We start from the raw sequence: 17052 nt of genomic DNA, 5'->3' as shown, positions 1-17052 counted from the left end.
CACCAACTCGCAAACTTGTCATGAGACTTTCAACTCGACAGTTCGCAGGACTCTAAGTTTCGTGAGTAGAACAGGACCAACGGGTTTGCCACTCCAGTCGCAGTCGGAGACGGAACAATCTTTCGGGATTCCGTCCGTATTCCTACGGTCGGCGCATGCACCTGCGCCGCGCACGCTCATCGACATCGTGCGGGCCTCAGCCGAGGCCAACCCGGAAGCACCTGCCATCGACGACGGCGACACCACACTGTCGTACTCGGAGTTGCTCGACGAGATCGCGCTCGGTGCGCGCTGGCTCGGTGATGCCGGCGTCGGCGCAGGTGACCGCGTCGGAATCAGGATGCCGTCAGGTTCGCGTTCGCTGTACGTGGCGATCCTGTCGATCCTCGCGGCGGGCGCCGCCTACGTTCCCGTCGACGCCGACGATCCGGAAGAGCGCGCCGAGTTGGTGTTCGGCGAGGCGCAGGTAGCGGCGATCATCACCGGCGACGGAATCCAGCCGGGGACGGCGCCGAAGCGGCTCGAACATCCACCGGTTCGCGAACCCGAACCCGAGGACGACGCCTGGATCATCTTCACCTCAGGATCCACGGGCACGCCCAAGGGCGTCGCGGTCACTCACCTCAATGCCGCAGCCTTCGTCGACGCCGAGGCGCGCATGTTCCTCCAGGACGAGCCCATCGGGCCTGGTGACCGCGTCCTCGCGGGACTCTCCGTGGCATTCGACGCGTCCTGCGAGGAGATGTGGCTCGCGTGGCGCCACGGCGCCTGCCTCGTCCCGGCTCCTCGTTCGCTGGTTCGCAGCGGCATGGACCTCGGCCCGTGGCTGGTCTCGCGTGACGTCAGCATCGTCTCCACTGTGCCGACGCTTGCGTCTCTGTGGCCGGCCGAGGCCCTCGAAGCCGTTCGACTCCTGATCTTCGGCGGCGAAGCCTGCCCACCCGAACTGGCAGAGCGCCTGGCCGTCGAGGGCCGCGAGGTCTGGAACACTTACGGCCCCACCGAGGCAACCGTCGTCGCCTGCGGCGCACTGATGGACGGCAAGAGCCCCGTCAGCATCGGCCTCCCCCTCGACGGCTGGGACCTTGCCGTCGTCGACGCCCAGAGCAATCCCGTCGCGGTCGGCGAGGTGGGCGAGCTGGTGATCGGCGGCGTCGGCCTCGCCCGTTACCTCGATCCCGCGAAGGACGCCGAGAAGTACGCGTCGATGCCCTCGCTCGGGTGGGAACGCGCCTACCGAAGCGGCGACCTGGTCCGGCTCGAGACCACCGGCCTGATGTTCCAGGGCCGCGCGGACGATCAGGTCAAGCTCGGCGGCAGGCGCATCGAACTCGGTGAGGTCGACAACGCCTTGCAGAACCTGCCGGGTGTGAGCGGCGCTGCCGCAGCCGTGAAGAAGACGGCAGCCGGCAACCAGCTCCTCGTCGGATACATCGCCAGCACGGATCCCGACTTCGATCTCAAGGCCGCTCATGCACTGCTCAGCGAGCAGCTCCCAGCAGCCCTCGTGCCGCGTCTGGCGTTGATGGACGAACTTCCGACGCGTACGTCAGGCAAGGTCGACCGCAATGCGCTGCCGTGGCCGTTGCCCGGCGCCGGTGAAGATGCCGGGGCCGCGTTGGGCCTCGACGGCACCGCCGCCTGGGTTGCCGGTCTGTGGGGATCGATCCTGGGAGCCCAGATCACCGGACTCGACGACGACTTCTTCGAAGTGGGCGGCGGATCCCTTTCTGCTGCTCAGTTGGTGACCGCCCTGCGCGAGCGGTTCCCCGAAGTGACCGTCGCACAGCTCTACGACCATCCACGGTTGGGATCGCTCGCCGAATATCTCGACGAATTGGCACCCACCGAAACTGTGGAGCCGCGCATCGTCGCTCCAACACCCTTGAAAACTCAGCTGGCGCAGATCGCCGTCACCGTTCCACTCACGACGCTCACCGGACTGCAGTGGGTGACGTGGCTGGCGATCGCGAACAACGTCCTCGGCTGGTTCGTCGACGTCAGCTGGGCGCCCACGGTCTCGTGGTGGTGGATCCTGTTGGCGTTCATCGTGTTCATCACGCCGATCGGCCGTATGACCATCGCCGTCGTCGGGGCGCGCCTGCTCCTACGCAAGTTGGAACCAGGAACGTACCCGCGAGGTGGTAGTGAACACCTGCGTCTGTGGATAGCGCTGCGACTCACCGAAGCCAGTGGCGCAGCCAATCTTTCGGGCGCACCGTGGATGCTCTATTACGCCCGCGCCCTCGGCGCCGACATCGGCAGCGGCGTCGATCTCCACACACTTCCTCCCATCACCGGCATGCTCGAACTCGGTGACGGTTGCTCCGTCGAACCCGAAGTCGACCTCTCCGGCCACTGGATCGACGGCGACGTCATTCACATCGGCGAGATCAAGATCGGTGACGGCGCCTCCGTCGGTTCACGCTCGACGCTTCTGCCCGGCGCGCGTATCGGTCGGGACGCCGTCGTCGAACCCGGATCTGCGGTGTTCGGCCGAGTGAAGGCAAACCAGCAGTGGGCCGGATCCCCCGCCACCAAGGTCGGGAAAGCGAATCATCCTTGGCCGGCCGAACATCCGAAGCGCGCACCCGGCTGGGTGCCGGTATACGGCGTCACCTCGGTCTTCCTGGCCGGTATGCCGATCTTCGCTCTGATGGCCGGAATCGCCTTGATCGGTTGGTGGATCCGCGACACCGACACGCTCGCGAGTGCAGTGCTCCAATCGCTGATCATGCTTCCCGTCGCGACCATCCTGAGTTTGCTCGTCTTCGCAGTCGTCACACTGGTGGCCGTTCGTCTTCTCTCGATCGGGCTGACCCCCGGCTACCACCCTGTCCGCAGCCGCATCGGCTGGCAGGTGTGGGCGACCGAACGCCTGCTCGACTCGGCCAGAACCTTCCTCTTCCCGCTCTACGCGAGCCTGCTGACGCCGGGATGGCTCCGCCTCCTCGGCGCCAAGATCGGCAAGAACGTCGAAGCATCCACCGTGCTCCTCCTTCCCAAGTTCACGACGGTCGCCGACGGCGCATTCCTCGCCGACGACACCATGGTTGCGAGCTACGGCCTCGGCGGCGGCTGGATGCACATCGAACAGGCGAAGATCGGCAAGCGTGCGTTCCTCGGCAACTCCGGTATGACCGCACCCGGTCGACGCGTCCCCAAGAACGGTCTCGTGGCGGTTCTGTCGGCCACCCCGTCCAAGGCCAAGTCCGGATCATCGTGGCTGGGTAGTCCACCGGTACGTCTGAGAAGGGCTGCCGGGGACACCGACGCCGCCCGCACGTTCAATCCGCCGATGCGCCTCAAGATCGCCCGCGGAGTGGTCGAAACCTGCCGACTGATCCCCGTGATGGTCACGTTCGGCATCGGTCTCGGTGTTCTGTTTGCACTCGAAGCACTGGTCGGCGCCGTCGGATTCTGGTTCGCGGCTCTGTTGAGCGGCGTAATTCTGCTCGTCGCCGGAGCAGTGGCTGGCGCGATCACCATCGCCGCCAAGTGGATCGTCGTCGGACGCATCGCAAAGGTCGAGCATCCGCTGTGGAGTTCGTTCGTCTGGCGCAACGAGGTAGCCGACGCGTTCGTCGAAACCGTCGCGGCGCCGTGGTTCGCTCGCGCAGCGACTGGTACTGCCGTACTCAACATCTTCTTGCGTGGGCTCGGGGCCAAGATCGGCAAGGGCGTTTGGTGTGAGTCGTACTGGCTACCCGAGGCAGATCTTGTGACTTTGGGCGACGGAGCGACAGTGGAACGGGGGTGCGTCGTGCAAACTCATCTCTTCCATGATCGGATCATGTCCATGGACACCGTCACCTTGGGAGCAGGAGCAACGCTGGGACCGCATTGTGTCGCGCTACCCGCAGCCGGCATCGGCGCGGGAGCGACGGTAGGGCCTGCATCTCTGGTGATGCGAGGTGACACCGTTCCGCCCTCCACCCGCTGGCAGGGCAATCCGATTGCACCGTGGGTGGCGTCGTGAAGCCGAACAGAATGCTCGAAGAGCCGCTCGATCCGTACCTGCCACACAACGGCAACCGCGGTTACCGCGTGTCTCGGTACGAACTGGAACTGACGTACAAGGTCTTCAGTAACCGTCTCGCCGGCAAGGCAGTCATCACCGCTGTCACCACCGAGAGCCGATCCAAGTTCAGCTTCGACCTCGCGCAGAACCTGCAGGTGTCCAAGGTGTCCGTCAACGGTGCCCGCGGCACCAAGTACGCGCACTTGAACAACAAGCTGATCCTCACGCCGTCTACCAAGATCCCCGCGGGCGGTGCCCTGTCGGTCACCATCGCGTACAGCGGCAACCCCGAGCCGATCAAGAGCCTGTGGGGCGAAGTCGGCTGGGAGGAACTCGACGAAGGAACTTTGGTCGCAAGTCAGCCCAACGGCGCGGCGTCCTGGTTCCCGTGCGACGACCATCCGATTTCCAAAGCGTCGTACCGCATCTCGATCACCACCGATTCCCCGTTCTATGCCCTCGCCAACGGCAAGCTGATCCGCAAGCAGACCCGTGCGAGTCAGACGACGTGGGTCTACGAGCAGACCGAACCGATGGCAACCTACCTGGCGACGATTCAGATCGGTCAGTACGAGCACCGACAGGTGAGCGCCGGGCCGGTACCGGTCTTCGCCGTTCACCCACCTCGGCTGCGCGCAGCGTTCGACGTCGACTTCGGGCGCCAACCCCAGATGCTGGAGGTCTTCGGAAAGCTGTTCGGCCCGTATCCCTTTGCCGACTACACCGCTGTGGTCACCGACGACGAACTCGAAATCCCCATCGAAGCGCAGGGACTCTCGATCTTCGGAGCCAACCACTGCACGGGTAGGCGCGGTTCCGAACGTCTTGTCGCACACGAGCTTGCCCATCAATGGTTCGGCAACAGCCTCACTCTCGGGCAGTGGTGCGATATCTGGCTACACGAGGGCTTTGCCTGTTACGCGGAGTGGATCTGGTCCGAGAATTCCGGTGGCCCATCCTCGAACCAACTCGCGACCAACGCCTATCAAGGGCTCGGGCGTAAATCTCAGGACTTGATCGTCGCCAATCCCGGGCCTGCCCTGATGTTCGACGATCGAATCTACAAGCGGGGCGCGTTGACTCTGCACGCCCTGCGCGGCGTTCTCGGAGACGAGAAGTTCTTCGAACTGATTCGCCAGTGGACTACGAAGCATCGGCACAGCACGGTCAGCACCGAGCAATTCACCGATCTCGCTTCACGTTTCACCGACACCCCACTTCGCCCTCTCTGGGATGCATGGCTGAATCAACGCCCGCTACCTCGGCTTTGACGCTTTCCCCCAGCCGTAGCACCACGCCGAAACATTCCGAATGCGCCGATTAGCTTTGTCTTACCTTTACTATAGAGGTGGGCCGAGGGACGACCCCGACAACACAATTCTCAGGGCACGCTTCCTCGACAGGTAGATCGGGGGATCGATGTTTGTTGTATTCACAATATGTTTCGTGATTGGGGTCGTCGCCCTGATCGGAGCCTTTGCCGTCGGCGAGGTTGCAGATCTGGGCGGCGGCCACGCAGACGGGCTGCCATTTCTGAGCCTGACAACTTTGGCCACAGCACTTTTCGGCTTCGGCGCCGGCGGCGTAGCTGCCACTCTCGCGGACGCTCCGACGCTGGTAGCGGTGATTGCAGCACTCGCACTCGCCGCCGTTCTCGTTGTCGTCACGCGCGGCCTTCTTCTCCCCTATATCCTTAAGCAACAAGATAATTCGCACATCGGGCGCGCTTCATACCACGGATTGTTGGGCACGGTCACCCTCACCATCGCAGCCGAAGGTTGGGGAGAAGTCTCGTTCGTCGACGCCGAAGGCAATCGCGTCCAGGCCAAGGCCGTCAGTGCACAGCCGATGGCGCTCACCACCGGCACCACCGTCTACATCGCCGATGTAGACGATCAATACCTTCACGTCGTCACGGTTGACGACGCGATCTAAGGACTCGATACATGCTGCCAATCATCATCATTGCGGTTGTAGTCGCAGTAATCATCTTCATCGTTCTCCCCGCGATCTACGTGAAGAACTACGTCAAGGTCCCGCCGAACGAAGTGGCGGTCTTCACCGGACGAGGCAAGCCGAAAGTCGTCCGCGGCGGAGCCCGATTCAAGATTCCCGGAATCGAACGCGTCGACATCATGTCGCTCGAGCCGTTCAACGTCAGCATCAATCTCAAGAATGCGCTCTCCAACGACGGTGTTCCGGTCAACGTCGAGGCAGTCGGCCTGGTGCGAATCGGTTCCGCCGACGAAGCGGTTCAGACAGCGGTGCAACGATTCCTGACTTCCGACCTGGACGAACTCCAGCAGCAGATCAACGAAATCCTCGCAGGCAGCCTGCGCGGAATCACCGCGACCATGACGGTCGAGGATCTGAACTCCAATCGCGATTCGCTTGCGCGCAGTGTGGTCGAGGAGGCAGGCGGCGACCTCGCCCGCATCGGCATGGAAGTCGATGTCATCAAGATCGCGGGAATCTCCGACTTCAACGGCTATCTCGAATCGCTCGGTCAGCGCCGCATCGCCGAGGTCAAACGTGATGCCGCGATCGGAACTGCTGAAGCAGAGCGTGATTCGCAGATCCAGTCAGCAAAGGCGCGACAGGCAGGTTCGGTCGCACAGGCCGAGGCCGACACCGCGATCGCGAGTGCAAATCAGAAACGCGACGTCGAACTCGCTCGCCTGCGAGCACAGACCGAAGCCGAGAACGCAGAAGCCGACCAGGCCGGACCTCTCGCGCAGGCAACAGCCGAGAAGGCCGTCGGCATCGCACGGGAGCAGGCCGAGGCGGCCCGCGTCGAAGCTCGCACCGAGGTCGAGCGTCGTCGCGCCCAGCAATCGGAAGCGGCATTGCAGGCAGATGTCATTGCACCGGCCGAGGCCGAACGCCAAGCCTCCATCGCACGCGCAGAGGGTGAGCGACAGGCCGCGATCCTCCGCGCCCAGGCACAGGCCGAGTCAGCAAGGCAGGCCGGCGGCGCTCAGGCCGATGCACGAAAGCTCGTCGCCGACGCCGTTCGCTCTGAGCAGCAGGCTGATGCCGACGGCCTTCGAGCACGTCTGGAAGCCGAAGCCGACGGCCGCAAGGTAGCGGCCGACGCCGTCCGTGCCGAGCAACAAGCCGAGGCGGATGGTTTGCGCGCCAAGCTCGAAGCCGAAGCTGCCGGTAAGCGTCAGATCGCCGAGGCGCTCAATTCCTACACCCCGCAGGCCGCGCAGTTGCTCACTCTGCCTGATGTTCTGGCAGCATTGGTCGACGCCACCGCAGCAGCGGCGAAGCCGGTCGGCGACATCGACCGCATCTCCATCGTCGGCGGCAGTGATGGGGCCCAGGGTTCGATCGGCTCGATCCTGGGCATCAGCCCCCAGGTGATCGCCGGAGTCATCGAAACTCTCGAAAGCTCAGGCGTCGATATCACCGGATTGCTCAACGGCCTGAACAAGACCGCATCGGTTCCGGTTGGTTCGGTACACAATTCGGTCCACAATTCGGAAAACGTTTCCGCAACTGTGGACGCGTGATTTCGCCCCGGTCCGCCGACTCTCGCAGGGGTCGGCGGATCGGACGGCATCACGCGCTCGGAAGATGTGAACGCGACTTGAAGAGAATCAGAATCAAGCAGGCAGCGGCGGCGGCTGATCCGAACAGAAGAGTCACCGTGTAGCTCAGCGCCGGAATGCTTTCCGACAGCATCGCCAGCAACGCAGGCACAGCAAAACCGATGTAGGTGATCGAGTAGAACACCGCGGTCAGTCCTGCCAGATCGTCCGGCCCCGCGATTCGCTGGATCTCCAGCAACCCGGAAACCAATGCCATGCCGTACCCGCAACCGAGGATCGCTGCAGCCACGATCGCGATCGCCACGGTCAGCGTCGACGCAACCAGAGCAGCGCCGGCCATACCAACCACCAGAAACACCAGAGCCACAACTGCGCCGCGCGCGCTGCGGTCGGTATCGATCTTTCGCCCCAACGACTGAATCGCGAATCCGCATGTCAGCGCGACCATGCACAGTAGAGCCGAAAAGGCCACGGGCGCATCGCCACTGTGCCCGGTCATGAGCGCCGGAATAACTGCATACGCGACACTGGCAGCACCGAACACCCACGGCGCCAACGGAACAACGACGTAGAGGAATCTACGATGACCTGCCGAAGGGATCTTGAGGTCGTCGATCAACCTGCGACGGTCGGATTTCGCCTGTGCCGGTCGTGTTTCGGGAGCACGCCACAGCGCCATGGCGGCGAGGACGGTGATCGCGATGTGCAGGACGTACGCCAACACACTCGGCATGGGCGCCCACTGCGCCAAGATTCCCGCGGCACCCGCCCCCAAGGCGAAGCCAGCGGTCAGACTCATCGCCGCTCGCCGAGCACCTGCGCCTTCCGACGCCGCCGAATCCCAAGGTTGCGTGGACAACTCCTTGACCCAGGAGCCGCCGACGGCCATACCGATCCCCAAGGCGATGCCGCAGAGGATTCTTCCCAGAATGAGAGCGGCAGCGGAGTCGGCCCCGAAAGCGAGCAGCGTCGAACCGGCGATCGCGATTATCGGCGCGGGGAGCATGATCGGGCGTCGACCCAATCGATCGGACAGCGGGCCGCCGAGCAGCAGGGCCGGCACAATTCCGAGGACGTAGGCGAAGAGGAAGAAGTCGACCATCACCGGCGAATAGCCGTGGTCGAGTCGGTACATCACCAGCAGTGGCGTGAATTCGTTTCCGCCCCAGGCCGCGGCGAACATGCTGGCGGCAACGGTCAGCCACAGCCATTTTCCGCCGGTGCCACGTTCACTGCCTGGACGACGTTCGGCTGCGGTCCCAGCGTCTATTGTTTGGGTGCTCATCACAGAGTTCCTTCGAAGCCGAGGCCGTGCACCTGGCGCATGTGTGTGAGGACGGCAGTGTTGTATCCGTCTGCATCGCCTGTTTCGACGAGGTCGGTAAGCGCGGTGTGGTCGGCAAGGATGCGAGACAGTTGGCCGGGGTCGCGTGAGATCGACCGCGCTGTCATCCGTCGTTGCCTGTCGCGCAGACTCGCGTAGAACGAGTCGAGCAAAGGATTCCCACCGGCGGCAACGATCATCTTGTGAAAGTCGGCATCGATTGCGCTGAACGCGGCAACGTCCCCGCGATCAGCAATCTCACGTTGCTCGATCAGATTCGCGCGCAACGCTGCGACAAGCGTTTCACGCGCGTGCGGTCGGACCGACACCACTCGAACGCTCTGAGTCTCGACGAGTTGTCTGGCACTGACTACGTGTTCCGCTTCCCCATCCGCGACCGGGACGATCAGCGCCCCCTTCTTCGGGTAGAGGCGCATCCAACCTTCCGACTCGAGACGCAGAAACGCCTCACGCACCGGCGTTCGGCTCACATTGGTCCGAGCGGCGATGTCACCCTCGCTGATCAGCTCCCCGCCGGCGAGTTCGCCGGAAAGGATCAGCTCCTTGACTTCGCGGAAGACGTTTTCCGAAGCGGAATACAACATAGACACAAGATGTATTTATACTCCACGCTGGCGGAACCCAGACATTCGGGTCGCCGATCCGAACATCTCGGTCCAACACGGCATCGATCCAGCTAGCATTGCAAGGTGCCAGACAGAAGAGGAGTCAGTTCACGATGAACGGCGCACGCTCCCGCCATCGCAGACTGATGCACTCATGACGTCGCAGATGAAGTCCATGAGGACCCTGACCCGCGAGTGGCTGGCCCTCCCCGATCAATACGACCGATTCACTCGCTATCTCCGCGACAACGGCCTCACGACCGCCACCCGGCTATTACTTGGCATCATTGTCATCGGACTGGGCGTGTGCGCACTACTCAACAGATTCAGTCCGGCCGGTCCGACAAGCACGATTGCGCTGTTCTTCAACACTGTTGTCGTGATCTCGTGCTTCATGGTCGGAGTCTCATGGTGGGTCTTCGGCCCGACAAAGCGCCGCTCGTTCGGTTTCGTAGTCTTCTGCGACATCGCAGTCACGATTTCCGTACTTGGAGATTCCTCGCAGCTTGCGCGATTACTCACCTGTGTCATCTACGCGTTGATCGGTATCTACATCGCCTATTTTCACAATCCGAAGTTGCAGATCGCACACCTGACCTTCTCGGTTGTGATGATCGTGGTGGCTGCGCAGCCGATCCTCTTCGGGCCGGAGCGAGATCCTGCGCTCGGTGTTTCGAAAGTGCTGGTTGTCGTCACCGCACTCGTGGTCTGTGCGTTCATCTCGCAGATCGTGCTGACGATGCTCAGCATGGACGCGTCCAGCTCCGACCTCGATCCCCTCACCGGGCTCCTGAACCGTCGTGGCCTCGACCGCCACGTCGAGAAGGTACTCGCGGAGTTCCAGCGTCAGGAATCGGCGGCACTACTCGTGATCGCCATCGACATCGACCGGTTCAAGACGATCAATGACGTACACGGTCACGACGTGGGCGACCGCATAATTCTCCGGGTTTCACAGCGGTTGTCCGCCTGGGCACATGCCGATGCTGTTGTCGCACGGGTCGGCGGCGACGAATTCATCCTCGCTCAAAGACTTTCCGTGCCGGCCATCGGCCCGATGCTCGACTCGATCGGACCGGCAATGCACTCGAATACCGACGAGATACCGTCGACATCGAGCATCGGAATCGCCGTGCGTACCCACAAATTCGTCGCCGGAGAAGAGCGTGCAACAGCGTTCACCGACATGCAGAAAGTCGCCGATTCGGCGATGTACGAAAGCAAGAGACTCGGCGGCGGACGTGTTCACACGATCGTCACCACCGCGAGCAGGTAGCAGTACGTGAGTTCTCAGTAATAGACCGGCCCCGGCACTCCTCCACCCGCTGCCACCGCGTCACCGGTGATCGCGATGCTTCGCGGCGATGCCAGGAAGGTCACGACGTCAGCCACCTCTTCGGCGTCGATGATCCGGTGTATCGAATTCGTCGCGATACCCCGCTCCACCTCCGCCTGCGAGCGGCCGGATTCTTCCGACTCGCGCGTAATCCGCGCGGTCAACCTCTCGGTCCGCGTCACGCCCGGATGGACGACTGTGACGTTGATTCCCTTGGGGCCCAGCTCGTCTGCAAGATTTTTGGTCAGCGCAGACACACTGACGTTGCGGATCGTGTGGGCGATCGAGGTTGCCTGTCTGGCACCCAAACCGCTGATGTTGATGATCCGACCCCAACCCTGATCGATCAGATACGGCGCTACAGCACGCGCAGTGCGCAGGTAGCCGAGCACTTTCACTTCGACTTCGTCGCGCACGACGTCGTCGGTGGTCGCCTCGAAATCCGTCGGCTTTCCGGCGCTGAATGGAGTCGCTGCGGAGTTGACCAGAATGTCGACGCCGCCGAACTCCTCTACTACTTGCCGCACCGACGCTTGAACTGCGTCGTCGTCTCGTGTGTCCGTCACGACTCCGGTCGCACGAATTCCGAACTCCGAAGCCAAATCTCGGGCAACATCCACGACCGTTTGCTCAGTGCGCGCGAGTATCGCGATGTCGACCCCTTCTGCGGCCAGACCTCTGGCGATTGCCAGACCGATCCCCTTGCTACCACCGGCAACGATCGCACGCTTTCCAGACAGGTGAAGATCCATACCTGCGACACTATCCAACAGGCGATCCCCGATCTCTACGAAGAGGGATCGGGGACCGACTGGATTGTTTCTGTGTCTCAGACCATCAGATCCGCGTACAGGTAGACGTTGTCGGCGTAGTTACCCACACCGTCCTCGAATTGCAGTTCGCCGCCGCAGGTTACGACTGCCAACTTTCGAGGGCCATCCGGGCCGGCCAGCACGCTTTCCTCCACGCCATCGGCCTTCGGACGCGTCGTCACCGCAGTCACCTTCCACGACGTGCTCTTGCCCGTCGCGTCGGATGTACGGATCACTTCACCCGGTTCGATCGTGCCCAGGTCGAACAGTGCACCGTTACCCTGGCCGGTCAAATTGACATGTCCGGCAATCAAAGTCGTGCCGGTGACCGAGTCGAGCGAGGCGCCGTCGAGCCAGATTCCGACGTTCTTGACGTTCTCCGGCGGAGTGAGAACTCCTTCCGGCACGGTGGCGTCCACGATCGGCGCCTGAACACCGACCGGGTCGAGCGAAAGGGTGTTGGGAGTCATCAACTCATCCGAAGGCGCTGCCGGATTCGCAGAGTGCGACATGACAACTCCCGGACTCGGCGGGATCGCAGCATCGTCATCGGAGGATCGCAGGCCGACGAAGGCCATGGAAGCACCGGCGACAAGCACCGCGACGAGGGCCAGGATGAACGCGACTCGACGCCCCTTGCCGATGTTCGCGGGCTGATCGTGGTTGGGATCGTCGTATGGATTGGATGGATTGGGATCCGACTCGTGCATGGTCATCGAACTGTCTCCTGCGGGATGAGGCACCCCCGGCGCCTCTTGCGAATTGACGCCCCCTGCGTCTGATCTGTGTCGGCACCGATCACACGAATCTGATCGGTGCCGACGTCTACTACATCTGCCTGGCGTCAGGAACGCTTGCGGCGGAGAGCAACTGCTCCGGCAGCAGCCATTCCGACAAGCCCGAGGCCCGTCACTGCGACGGCGACGTTGCGGCCTGAATTCTGTTCAGCGGCACCACCGTCGATGGCAACCGGGCGAGGTCCGGTGGCCTGCTTCGGAGCGGACGGCGCCGGAGCAGCGGGAGTTGCAACCGGCTGCGACGGAACAGGCGCACCCGGAACTACGGGCACGACCGGCACAATCGGCACGATCGGAACAATCGGCACGATGGGCACAATCGGAACGACCGGAGTTGCAGGCGTCGTGGTTGCCGGTGTCGTTGTTGCCGGTGTCGTCGTTGCGGGTGTCGTCGTGGGCGCTGCTGCATATCCGACGCTGGCAGACGCATTCATCAACGCCGGCCGAACGGTGTCGAACGACGCGAAGATCTGGCACTGTGCGCCTGCCGTGTTCCAGTGCAGGTTCTCGACCGAATCCGGAATGACGCTTGCGGTCACGGAGTAGTCACCGCTGTCCGCAGTGGTGAGGCACAGATCCACGGCAGTCGGTGCGTCGCCGCGGCCGTCGACCGTCAATTGGTTTGCACTCAACGTTGCCTTGGCGTTGTCGCCACAGACGGTGAGTTCGGTGCCCGCCGAGGACTGAACATTGATCGGCTTCCGGTACATATTCGTGTTCAGGGTGAATACGGCAGTCTCGCCTGCCTTCAAAGTTCCCGTCGCGGGCGTCTTGCGAACGAGGTCGAGCGTCTGCGTGACGTTCATGATCTCGACGATGCGAGCTCGCTCGTCGTCGCCGATGTTCCTGTCGCACAGGCTTTTGAAATCGGCCATCAGCGGATTGTCGTAGTCCGAAACGCACCACACCAGCGTCTGCCGCGCCGAACGTGCATCCTCACTGCCATTTCCCGAAACGACGCCGTCGAGCTTGGCGGGATTCTGCAGCAACCAACTGATGACAGCGAGATCGTCGGCTGACAGATCGGGATTGCCCGATGACGGAACCGTCGCACCCATCTCGTCGTTGTGCTTGTCCACGGGCAAACCGTTTTCGTCGACGCCGGCACATGGATCGAGATCGAAGTCCGTGCAGTACATCCATTCCGACTTCGCAATTCCGTCGACGTCGCGGACACCGCAGACCGGAGCATCCACCGCGGCCGATGTACCCCGATCGGTGGTGCCGTACATCGGCACGATGTTGCCGTCGTTGAAGTGATCCAGCCGAATGCCGGAGATGTCGAGCATCTGCTCTGAGGGCGTGTACTCGGTGCCCTCACACAACCCGGCGGTGAACGCCGGAGCAGCCGCGGTTCGCACCGGCATCGGCGCGGACACAGCTGGTGAAGCAAAAGCAACGCTACTACCGGCCACCGTTGCGGCAATAGCTGCAGTTAGCGAGACCCGGAGAACAAGCGGCCTACGCCGTGAACCAGACACAGTCATCAAAGCTTCCCTTTCAAGACATTTCGGTAGCGGGAAGGTTGCTTGGATTCCCAAGGCCACGCCACCCAGCGCTCACTTCCGAGAGGATCGGCTGATCGCTTTTGGCAACCAGCCAGTTACTAGATGGCAATGTAGTGCATGTTTCAAGAAAGTCCACCCGATCGTCGAGCCCCCGTACGCAGCTTGAACCTCCGGACGACGAGTTAGCCAATAAGATGACTGCACCCTTGTCCAACCGCACAACTATCGCGATCAACTCAAAATCGGCTCACGTAACCGGGGCGTTTCCGGCATTCCTCCGACGCTAGCCGGTCGGTAACTCGGACATTCTGGGGAAACTCACAGGAAGGGGCGTTTTCAGCGCGCACACAAAAGAAGGGGCCCGCAATGCGGACCCCTTCACCGGAACTTCCAACCGAGACTGCTTTGTCTGGATTCAGACAACTTGCAGATACTCGGAACAATCCACCGATTCACAAAATGTGATTTGCCTCACATTTAGAGAATCTGTTGGTTTTGTTCACAGTCTTAACCAATCTTTTGGTCCTCTTTGTGTCGATTACCCAGATCTTCGACGGCGGCAATCTGCCCCCGATAGAGAGCGGAGTACGAGCCTCGGATCAGTCTCGGACCGGAGGCGCCTTCCTTGTGGTAACCGCAATGCGATTCCACGCATTGATCGTGAAGATGACGCTGATGAGCTGGGCCAGTTCCTCGTCCGAGAATTCGCCGGCCGCCTCGCTGTACACCTCGTCCGGAACGAAACCGTCGGTAAGGACTGTCACGGCCTCGGTCAAGGCGAGTGCGGCGCGTTCGCGATCGGAGTACATCCCTCGCGCTTCTTCCCACGCGTTCAGTAGGTAGAGCTTCTGCTCCGTCACGCCGACCTTTCGGGCGTCGCGAGTGTGCATGTCCAAGCACCACGCGCAATGATTCAGCTGTGACGCACGCGTGAGGACCAGCTCGACGAGCGTCGGCTCCAGCCCCTTGCGCGCAGCGGCATCCAACGCAATCATCGCCTTGTAGACCTCGGGCGCCAGCTTTGCGATATCCAGTCGTTGTCCTGTTGCTGTAGTCATACTCAAACCGTAGTCCCGGAAAGACCCCGAAACATGGTTCAATCCGGTGATGAATTCATGGGCCAATCTTGGGTTCGATCTGCATATCGAGCTGCCACAGGGAATCGGGGTTCGCGCTGCGCTGCTTCAGACGCTTCGCGACGCGATCGACAGTGGACTGTTGAAGCCCGGCACCAGACTCCCACCTTCCCGCACCCTCGCACTCGACCTCGGAGTTGCCCGAAACACCGTTGCGGACTGCTATGCCGAGCTCGCCGCCGCTGGATGGCTTGTCACGCGGCCGGGTTCCGGGACGGTGGTCGCCACGCTCGCCAGCACACACAGTCGCGAGGTCGATCCATCAACATCACCGACCCGACGGCGCTTGACCTACAGCCTTCTCCCCGGATCACCGGACGCGTCGGCGTTTCCCCGGACTGCATGGATTTCGTCCGCCAGACGTGCTTTGACCACCGCGCCGACCGACGCTTTCGCGACCACTGATCCCAGAGGCCGAGTCGAACTCCGAAACGCCCTCACCACATACCTGAGCCGCACCAGAGGCGTTCGCGTCGATCCGAGCCGCATTGTGATCAGTGCCAGCTCGGGTCACGGGATCTCCCTCCTCGCCCGTGCACTCGGAGGAACGATTGCGGTCGATGCTTTCTGCCTTCACCTGCACCGACAGTTGCTCGTCGACGAAGGACTGCTGACAATTCCCATTTCGGTCGACGGATCAGGCACTTGCACAGACGAATTGGCGTCAACACCTGCTGAGAGTGTTCTGCTGACGCCGACGCATCAGTTTCCCCTCGGAGGTCCCCTCACACCGGCGAGGCGCGCGACCGCTCTCGAATGGGCCTCGACTACCGGTGGCGTCATCATCGAGGACGACTACGACGGCGAATTCCGTTACGACAGAAAGCCTGTCGGCGCACTCCAAGGAATCGCGCCGCAGCACGTTGCGTACCTCGGCACTGTCAGCAAGACACTGTCGCCGGCCATACGCATCGGATGGATGGTGTTGCCGGACAGGCTGATCGAACCCGTCCTCGCGACAAAGGGACCCTACGAACGCTGGGTCAGTTCAACGGATCAATTGACCTTGGCAGACTTCATCGCATCCGGAAGATTCGACAGCCATATTCGAAAGATGCGTACCTCGTATCGACGACGACGCGATCAACTGGTTGCGACCCTTGCACAGCAAGTACCCCAGGTCAGGGTCGAGGGGATCTCCGCGGGTCTTCACGCTGTGATCCGCCTTCCCTCCGGCACCGAACAATCTGTTCTTGCGGCGGCGCAGGCGCGCGATCTCGGGCTCGAAGGGTTGTCCGTCTTCCGACATCCCGACGCATCGTCAGTCGGCGGTGACGGCATCGTCGTCGGTTACAGCACGCCGACGCAGTCGCAGTACTCCAGAACGCTGGATGTGCTCTGCGAGGTGCTGCAGGAGGCTCTGCGATAACGCCTGTCGGATCTGCCCATCCGCTCACCTGCCCTGCCCTGCCCTGCCCTGCCCTGCCCTGCCCTGCCCTGATGGAGTGAACGTACCGTTCCCCTCGTCTAGGAGGGTGAGAGTGTCGTTCACTCGGTCCCGGACGGGGTGGTGAGCCCGCCGTGCTTCCGCTCGTGATGGTGTGAACGGTACGTTGGGTCGATCTGAGGCGACGGACGTACCGTTCGCTCGAAGTCGGGGGTGCCGGTGGGGGTGCCGGCGACGGGATGTTTCGGGGTGTTTTGGGTACGAGAAAGCCCCCCAACCAGTACTGGTTGGGGGGCTTCTCTACATTGTGTTCGGCGGTGTCCTACTCTCCCACACCCTGTCGAGTGCAGTACCATCGGCGCTGAAGGGCTTAGCTTCCGGGTTCGGAATGGGACCGGGCGTTTCCCCTTCGCTATGACCGCCGTAACTCTATGAAACTGTCACAGTAACCAACTTCTGATCACCTGGTTTCACCGTGCACCAACCCGAACCCGTTACCGGGTGGATGGATGACGGAGAAAACAGAGTTTCTCATCAGTATCTGTGTG

General features: G+C 62.2%; 12 protein-coding genes and 1 rRNA gene. 6 read left to right on the top strand and 7 right to left on the bottom strand.

Going from position 1 to position 17052, the window contains the following annotated elements; all coding sequences use genetic code 11:
* Positions 1–85 precede the first annotated feature (85 nt).
* The 4 genes from FEZ59_RS02525 (at position 86) to FEZ59_RS02510 (ending at position 7539) form a co-directional block, all read left to right on the top strand.
* Positions 86–3979, top strand: coding sequence for a Pls/PosA family non-ribosomal peptide synthetase (locus tag FEZ59_RS02525; RefSeq protein WP_003941141.1), 3894 nt, complete (start codon positions 86–88; stop codon positions 3977–3979).
* Between the two features lie 11 nt (positions 3980–3990).
* On the top strand, positions 3991–5292 hold the full coding sequence (locus FEZ59_RS02520) for a M1 family metallopeptidase (protein ID WP_044480251.1): 1302 nt from the start codon (positions 3991–3993) through the stop codon (positions 5290–5292).
* Positions 5293–5440: 148 nt separating this feature from the next.
* Positions 5441–5956: a hypothetical protein gene (locus FEZ59_RS02515; RefSeq protein WP_172932191.1), complete on the top strand. Its 516-nt coding sequence runs from the start codon at positions 5441–5443 to the stop codon at positions 5954–5956.
* Between the two features lie 11 nt (positions 5957–5967).
* Positions 5968–7539 (top strand): flotillin family protein, encoded by a 1572-nt coding sequence (locus FEZ59_RS02510; RefSeq protein ID WP_134998485.1) that lies wholly within the window; start codon positions 5968–5970, stop codon positions 7537–7539.
* Between the two features lie 49 nt (positions 7540–7588).
* On the opposite strand, the gene FEZ59_RS02505 is transcribed toward FEZ59_RS02510, so the two are convergent.
* A complete protein-coding gene (locus tag FEZ59_RS02505) occupies positions 7589–8863 on the bottom strand; it encodes an MFS transporter (RefSeq protein ID WP_134998486.1) in 1275 nt (424 codons plus the stop codon).
* Positions 8863–9507 (bottom strand): GntR family transcriptional regulator, encoded by a 645-nt coding sequence (locus FEZ59_RS02500; protein WP_020968281.1) that lies wholly within the window; start codon positions 9505–9507, stop codon positions 8863–8865. The genes FEZ59_RS02505 and FEZ59_RS02500 overlap by 1 nt, the downstream gene beginning before the upstream one ends.
* 175 nt (positions 9508–9682) lie before the next feature.
* On the opposite strand from FEZ59_RS02500, the gene FEZ59_RS02495 reads away from it, so the two are divergent.
* Positions 9683–10804, top strand: coding sequence for a GGDEF domain-containing protein (locus FEZ59_RS02495; protein WP_019746669.1), 1122 nt, complete (start codon positions 9683–9685; stop codon positions 10802–10804).
* A gap of 14 nt (positions 10805–10818) precedes the next feature.
* Here FEZ59_RS02495 and FEZ59_RS02490 read toward each other — a convergent pair whose 3' ends face one another.
* The 4 genes from FEZ59_RS02490 to FEZ59_RS02475 all read right to left on the bottom strand — a co-directional run bounded on the left by FEZ59_RS02490 (position 10819) and on the right by FEZ59_RS02475 (position 15039).
* Complete coding sequence (locus FEZ59_RS02490; protein ID WP_172932190.1) at positions 10819–11616, bottom strand: SDR family oxidoreductase; 798 nt, start codon at positions 11614–11616, stop codon at positions 10819–10821.
* 77 nt (positions 11617–11693) lie between these two features.
* The gene (locus FEZ59_RS02485; RefSeq protein WP_134998487.1) at positions 11694–12392 is read right to left on the bottom strand and encodes a class F sortase; all 699 of its coding nucleotides are present in this window, start codon (positions 12390–12392) and stop codon (positions 11694–11696) included.
* 128 nt (positions 12393–12520) lie between these two features.
* Positions 12521–13960, bottom strand: coding sequence for a hypothetical protein (locus tag FEZ59_RS02480; protein ID WP_242459682.1), 1440 nt, complete (start codon positions 13958–13960; stop codon positions 12521–12523).
* 620 nt (positions 13961–14580) lie between these two features.
* The gene (locus FEZ59_RS02475) at positions 14581–15039 is read right to left on the bottom strand and encodes a carboxymuconolactone decarboxylase family protein (RefSeq protein WP_113682033.1); all 459 of its coding nucleotides are present in this window, start codon (positions 15037–15039) and stop codon (positions 14581–14583) included.
* Positions 15040–15088: 49 nt separating this feature from the next.
* Between FEZ59_RS02475 and FEZ59_RS02470 the strand changes: the two genes are divergently transcribed.
* Positions 15089–16486, top strand: coding sequence for a PLP-dependent aminotransferase family protein (locus FEZ59_RS02470; RefSeq protein WP_172932189.1), 1398 nt, complete (start codon positions 15089–15091; stop codon positions 16484–16486).
* A gap of 327 nt (positions 16487–16813) precedes the next feature.
* On the opposite strand, the gene rrf is transcribed toward FEZ59_RS02470, so the two are convergent.
* Positions 16814–16930, bottom strand: a 5S ribosomal RNA gene (gene rrf, locus FEZ59_RS02465).
* Between the last annotated feature and the right edge of the window lie 122 nt (positions 16931–17052).

Origin of the sequence: Rhodococcus sp. MS13, from assembly GCF_013277835.1 — a bacterium.
GTDB lineage: Bacteria > Actinomycetota > Actinomycetes > Mycobacteriales > Mycobacteriaceae > Rhodococcus_F > Rhodococcus_F erythropolis.
Note: the sequence above shows the minus strand (reverse complement) of the source record. Positions and strands in the feature narration are given on the sequence as shown.